This is a genomic window from Streptomyces sp. NRRL F-6492 (assembly GCF_001280125.1).
Taxonomy (GTDB): domain Bacteria; phylum Actinomycetota; class Actinomycetes; order Streptomycetales; family Streptomycetaceae; genus Streptomyces.
This window is the reverse complement of record NZ_LGEG01000162.1, coordinates 1-320: the sequence shown is the minus strand read 5'-3', so window position 1 is coordinate 320 and position 320 is coordinate 1. Positions and strand designations below refer to the sequence as shown.

1 pseudogene is annotated in these 320 nt (G+C 76.9%); it reads left to right on the top strand.

From position 1 onward, the window contains the following. Positions 1-105 precede the first annotated feature (105 nt). Positions 106-320, top strand: a pseudogene (locus ADL08_RS38150) (glutamine amidotransferase-related protein); the annotation flags it as partial.

Here is a 320-nt window from a genome sequence, read left to right as displayed (position 1 = left end):
CCCCCCGCCCCCCCCCCCCCCCCCGGCGCGGGGGGGGGGCGAGGCGCGTCGGCATCTTCCCGGGGGGGGGGGTGGAGGAGGGGGGGGTGCTCCTCGAGCGGGTGCGGGAGGCCGCGGTTCGGGATCTGCTTCGGACACCAGCTGTTCGGCCGGGCGCTCGGCTTCGGCACGTACAAGCTGAAGTACGGCCACCGGGGGATCAACCAGCCGGTCCAGGACGGCGCAACGGGTGGGGTCGAGGTCACCGCGCACAACCACGGCTTGGCCGGGGAGGCGCCGCTGGACGGCCCGGTGAACACGGCCTTCGGCCGGGCGGAGGT